This is a genomic window from Pseudomonas sp. SDO5591_S426, from assembly GCF_054070755.1.
In genome coordinates, this window is record NZ_JBSVXD010000441.1 from 1 (window position 1) to 252 (window position 252).

General features: G+C 56.3%; 1 pseudogene. It reads right to left on the reverse strand.

Features of this window, described 5'->3' with window-relative positions:
* Nucleotides 1–252 (reverse strand): annotated as a pseudogene (locus ACW9JC_RS30480) (RHS repeat domain-containing protein); the annotation flags it as partial.

Sequence of the window (252 nt, forward strand, 5' to 3'; positions counted from 1 at the left end):
GCGCATAACTCCCCGGCTCATACAGGTACAAACTGCTCTGCCCCGGACGCTCCTCCCGCAACATCCGCAAGCCTTGCCACAAAAAGTGCTTCTGCTCGGTCTTGCCGTTGACCTCGGAAACCTTGGCAACCCGTCGCCCTAAACTGTCGTACCGATACGATCCGGTACTTTCCAGCTTGCCATTAACCAACGTCTCCGCCCGCACCAAGCGATTTTCACAGTCATAACAAAACGTCTGCAGCGTGCCCATGC